This is a genomic window from Accumulibacter sp. (assembly GCF_032229525.1).
GTDB lineage: Bacteria > Pseudomonadota > Gammaproteobacteria > Burkholderiales > Rhodocyclaceae > Accumulibacter.
Genome location: NZ_JAVTWB010000274.1, coordinates 1 through 3,844, shown reverse-complemented (window position 1 = coordinate 3,844; position 3,844 = coordinate 1). Strand labels below are relative to the sequence as shown.

Here is a 3,844-nt window from a genome sequence, read left to right as displayed (position 1 = left end):
TGTCAGCGGCAATCCGAAAGTCCGTTAATGCGGGCAATCTGAAAGGCGTGGGTTTTCTTCGTCGATCTTCTTCGACGACTTTCCTCTGAAGGGTTTCCTGGCTCTTCTTCCGCGCTCTTCGCTCTTCTTCGTTCTTCGCTTTTCGCCTTCCCGAGAGTGCTCGCGGTAGCGCCTTGTCGTATCTCTTTGCGTTGCACGATGCGGCGCAAGGAGGGCAAACCATGGCGCACCAGGGACGGCACAACTGTCTGTTTTGCGGAGAGATCTTCCAAGCGGATGCGCGCAACGCGGGCCACCAGAAGTACTGTGCCAAGGCGGACTGTCGGAAGGCCAGTCAGGCCGCGAGTCGTCGGGGCTGGCTCGCCAAACCGGAGAACCAGGACTACTTTCGCGGACCGGAGAATGTCGCGCGGGTGCAGGCCTGGCGAGCGGAACACCCGGGCTACTGGCGACGACCACGGGAGGCAAGCAGTACGGGACCACAGCCAGCGCTTGCGTTACAAGAGGTCTGCCGAGCTCAAACGCCTGAAATCATTGAAGATTCAAACGAAGGGCCGGGAACTGCGTTACAAGATGTCTGGCGCGCCCAACCCGCTGTTCTAATTGGCTTTATCGCACAATTCACGGGCAGTGCGTTACAGGATGACATCGCCAGGAGCACCCGGCAGCTGCTACAACTGGGGCATGACATCTTGGCGGGAAGGATCGGCGATGACCATCAAGCGAGTACTCTGTCCGGAACGGATGCGAACGATCCCGCCGCAGTTCAGCTGGGTCGATCACCGCCTGGTGCAGGAACCCTACCTCGATCGCTGTGACCCCCCGGCGGCGGCCCTCTATCTGTTTCTGGTCACCGTCGCCGACGCCCAGGGGCTCAGCTACTACTCGGATGCCGCGCTCGGTCGGCGCCTGTCGATCGGCCTTGCCCGGCTCAGTCAGGCGCGTGGCGACCTCATTCGCGTCGGCCTGATCGCCTATCAACGCCCGCTCTACCAGGTGCTGGCGCTGGATTCTGCCCGGTGTGGTGAAGCACGCGAACTCGCGGCGGACGAGATCGACATCCGAATCGGTCAGTTGCGTGCCGCCCTGGGACGGACGCCATGATCAGCTACGAGATGTACTGCAAGATCAAGGATCACCACGATCGGCAGCAGCTGACCATCGCCCAGACCGCCCGCGCCCTCGATCTGGATGCGGACACAGTGGCGAAGTGGGTCGGCTGCGCGCAGTTTCATGCGCGCCACTCACCGCCGCGCAGCAGTCGCCTCGACCCCTTCAAGGCACGCATCGTTCGCCTGCTGGAAAGCCACCCCTACAGCGCGCAGCAGATCTTCCAGCGCCTGCGCGAGGAAGGCTTCGCGGGCGGCTACGGCATCGTCAAGATGTATGTGCGCAAGGTCCGGCCGGTGCGCCGGCCTGCCTTTCTGAAGCTCTCCTTTGCCGCCGGCGAATGCGCCCAGGTCGATTGGGGCGAATATGGCAGTATCGGTGTGGGCTCGACGCGCCGGCGACTGTCCTTCTTCGTCATGGTGCTCTGCCATAGCCGCCTGATGTATGTCGAGTTCACCGTTTCGCAAACCATGGAACACTTCCTCGCCGCCCACGAGCACGCCTTCGCGGCGTTCCGGGGTTGTCCAGGTCGCTTGATGATCGACAACTTGAAATCGGCGGTGCTCGCCCGGGTCGTTGGCAAAGCGCCGCTGTTCAATCCTCGCTATGTGGATTTCGCTCGCCATTGGGGGTTCGAGATCTCGGCGTGCAACGTCGGGCAAGGCCACGAAAAAGGCCGCGTTGAAAACGCGGTGGGTTACGTGAAGAAGAATTTCCTGAGCGGCCTGGAGCTTCTCGACTTCAGCGCGGTGAACCCGGCTGCCGAGGTGTGGCTGGCGAGCATCGCCAATGTGCGCATCCATGGGGAAACCCACCAGCGACCTGTCGATTTGTTCAAGGACGAGCAGCCGCATCTGCGCGGACTCAATCCGATGCCCTACGACATCGGTCGCGTGCAGAGCCAGCGTGCTTCGAAACAGTTCCGTGTGGCGCTCGATACCAATCACTATTCGGTCCCTGCGGAGTTTGCGAGTCAGCGGGTGACGCTGAAGGCGTACCCGGACCGGGTATGTATCTACCACCAGGACAAGCTCATCGCCCGCCACGTCCGCAGCTACGATCGGCGCCAGGACATCGAGGACCCCGACCACCCGAAGGCGCTGCTCGCGCAGCGGCGCAATGCCCGTGAGCAGCGCTTGCTGGTGCAGTTCCTGAGTCTGTCGCGACACGCATCGGCCTATCTTGAGGGCATCGAGCAACGCCGCGTGAACCCGCGCCATCATCTGCGCAAGATCGTCGCCTTGAGCGAGATCTACGGCGCGGACGCCGTCGACCGGGCAATCCAGGATGGCATCGCCTTTGCTGCCTACAGTGGCGAGTACGTCGCCAATATCCTGGAGATGCGAGCGCGCGAAACCCCGGCGGCCGGTGCGCTCCATCTCACCCGCCGCCAGGATCTCCTGGAAATCGAGATCGCCGCACCGGATCTCTCACTTTATGAGGGGCATGGCGATGCGCACTGAAGCTTCCGGCACCGCGGCAAGCGAGGCCTTACGCGTCCAACTGGCGAGTCTCAAGCTGTCGCATCTGGGCGAGCACTTTGAATCCCTGGCGCGGCAAGCGGGCGCCGAGCAGTGGTCGCACGTCGAGTATCTGGCGCGCCTGATCGAAGGGGAGGCGCATGCCCGTGAAGATCGCAGCATCCAGCGACGGATCGGGCTGGCTCGATTGCCGGTGCTCAAGACGCTCGATCAGTTCCAGTGGAGTTGGCCGACGAAGATCAACCGGCCGCAGATCCAGAATCTCTTTCGCCTGCGCTTCATCGAGGAGAAGGGCAATGTGATCTTCATTGCCAATGTCGGCCTGGGCAAGAGCCATCTCAGTATCGCCTTGGCACACACCGCCTGCCTGTGCGGCTACCCGGTCCTGTTTACCACGGCGGTCGATATCATCAACTCGCTGTCTGCCGCGCAGGCGCAGGGCAGCCTGAAGCGCGAGCTGCGCAAGTATCTGCAGCCACGATTGCTGGTCGTCGACGAGCTTGGCTATCTGCCGATCGACAAGCATGGTGCCGATCTGCTCTTCCAGGTGATCAGCGAACGCTATGAGCGCGGCGCTTTGGTCATTACGACCAATCTCGCCTACAAGCACTGGGCGGAAATCTTCAACCACGACAGCACGCTGACTTCGGCGCTCCTCGACCGGCTGCTCCACCATGCGGAAACCGTCATCATCGAGGGCAAGAGCTATCGCATGAAGGACCAGATCGAGGCATGACTGGCGCCACTTGCCTGTCGAGCTATGCTGAAGCGTCGATCGCCGACTCCCATCCGGGCGCTGTTACGCGGTAACGGGTAACGGGCGAGAACGCATGGCGACAACTTCGGCAGAAAGACAGCGCGCCTATCGTGCCAGGCGATCCTGCGCCGGCGAGAACGGCGAACGCCGTTTGCAGACCTGGGTCTCGACCGCGGCGGCCCTCGCCCTGGGTCGCCTGGCCCGCCACGCCGGGACGACTCGACGGGCCTTCCTCGAAAAGCTCATCCTCGACGCCGATCAGATCGTCAAGCAGGCCATGAGCGACGAGGCCTTCGATCAGTACTTCGCGTTACCGCGTAACAAACGGTAGTTCGCGCCCCTTTGGCCAGATCCACCGTGCCGAAACCCCCGCATCAAAACCCCGATCTATCGCTCCAACGACCCCACTGAACCGCTAATCGCCACTCTCACGGCTACTCCTCACGCCCGAATTCCAAACAGCCCAATTTCACCGAAATTCACGCCGCCGCGCACA

General features: G+C 62.2%; 4 protein-coding genes. All 4 read left to right on the top strand.

The window, feature by feature from the left end; genetic code table 11:
* The first annotated feature begins 711 nt into the window (after window positions 1-711).
* The 4 genes from RUW20_RS21320 (at window position 712) to RUW20_RS21305 (ending at window position 3,679) form a co-directional block, all read left to right on the top strand.
* On the top strand, window positions 712-1,104 hold the full coding sequence (locus RUW20_RS21320; protein ID WP_313954229.1) for a hypothetical protein: 393 nt from the start codon (window positions 712-714) through the stop codon (window positions 1,102-1,104).
* Entirely contained in the window at window positions 1,101-2,573 is a 1,473-nt protein-coding gene (gene istA, locus RUW20_RS21315) for an IS21 family transposase (RefSeq protein WP_313954228.1), read from the top strand. The genes RUW20_RS21320 and istA overlap by 4 nt, the downstream gene beginning before the upstream one ends.
* Window positions 2,563-3,327 carry an IS21-like element helper ATPase IstB gene (istB, locus tag RUW20_RS21310; protein ID WP_313954227.1) on the top strand — a complete coding sequence of 255 codons (765 nt, stop codon included), beginning with the start codon at window positions 2,563-2,565 and terminating at the stop codon, window positions 3,325-3,327. Before istA ends, istB begins: the two co-directional genes overlap by 11 nt.
* Before the next feature lie 94 nt (window positions 3,328-3,421).
* Entirely contained in the window at window positions 3,422-3,679 is a 258-nt protein-coding gene (locus RUW20_RS21305; RefSeq protein WP_313954226.1) for a hypothetical protein, read from the top strand.
* Window positions 3,680-3,844: the final 165 nt, after the last annotated feature.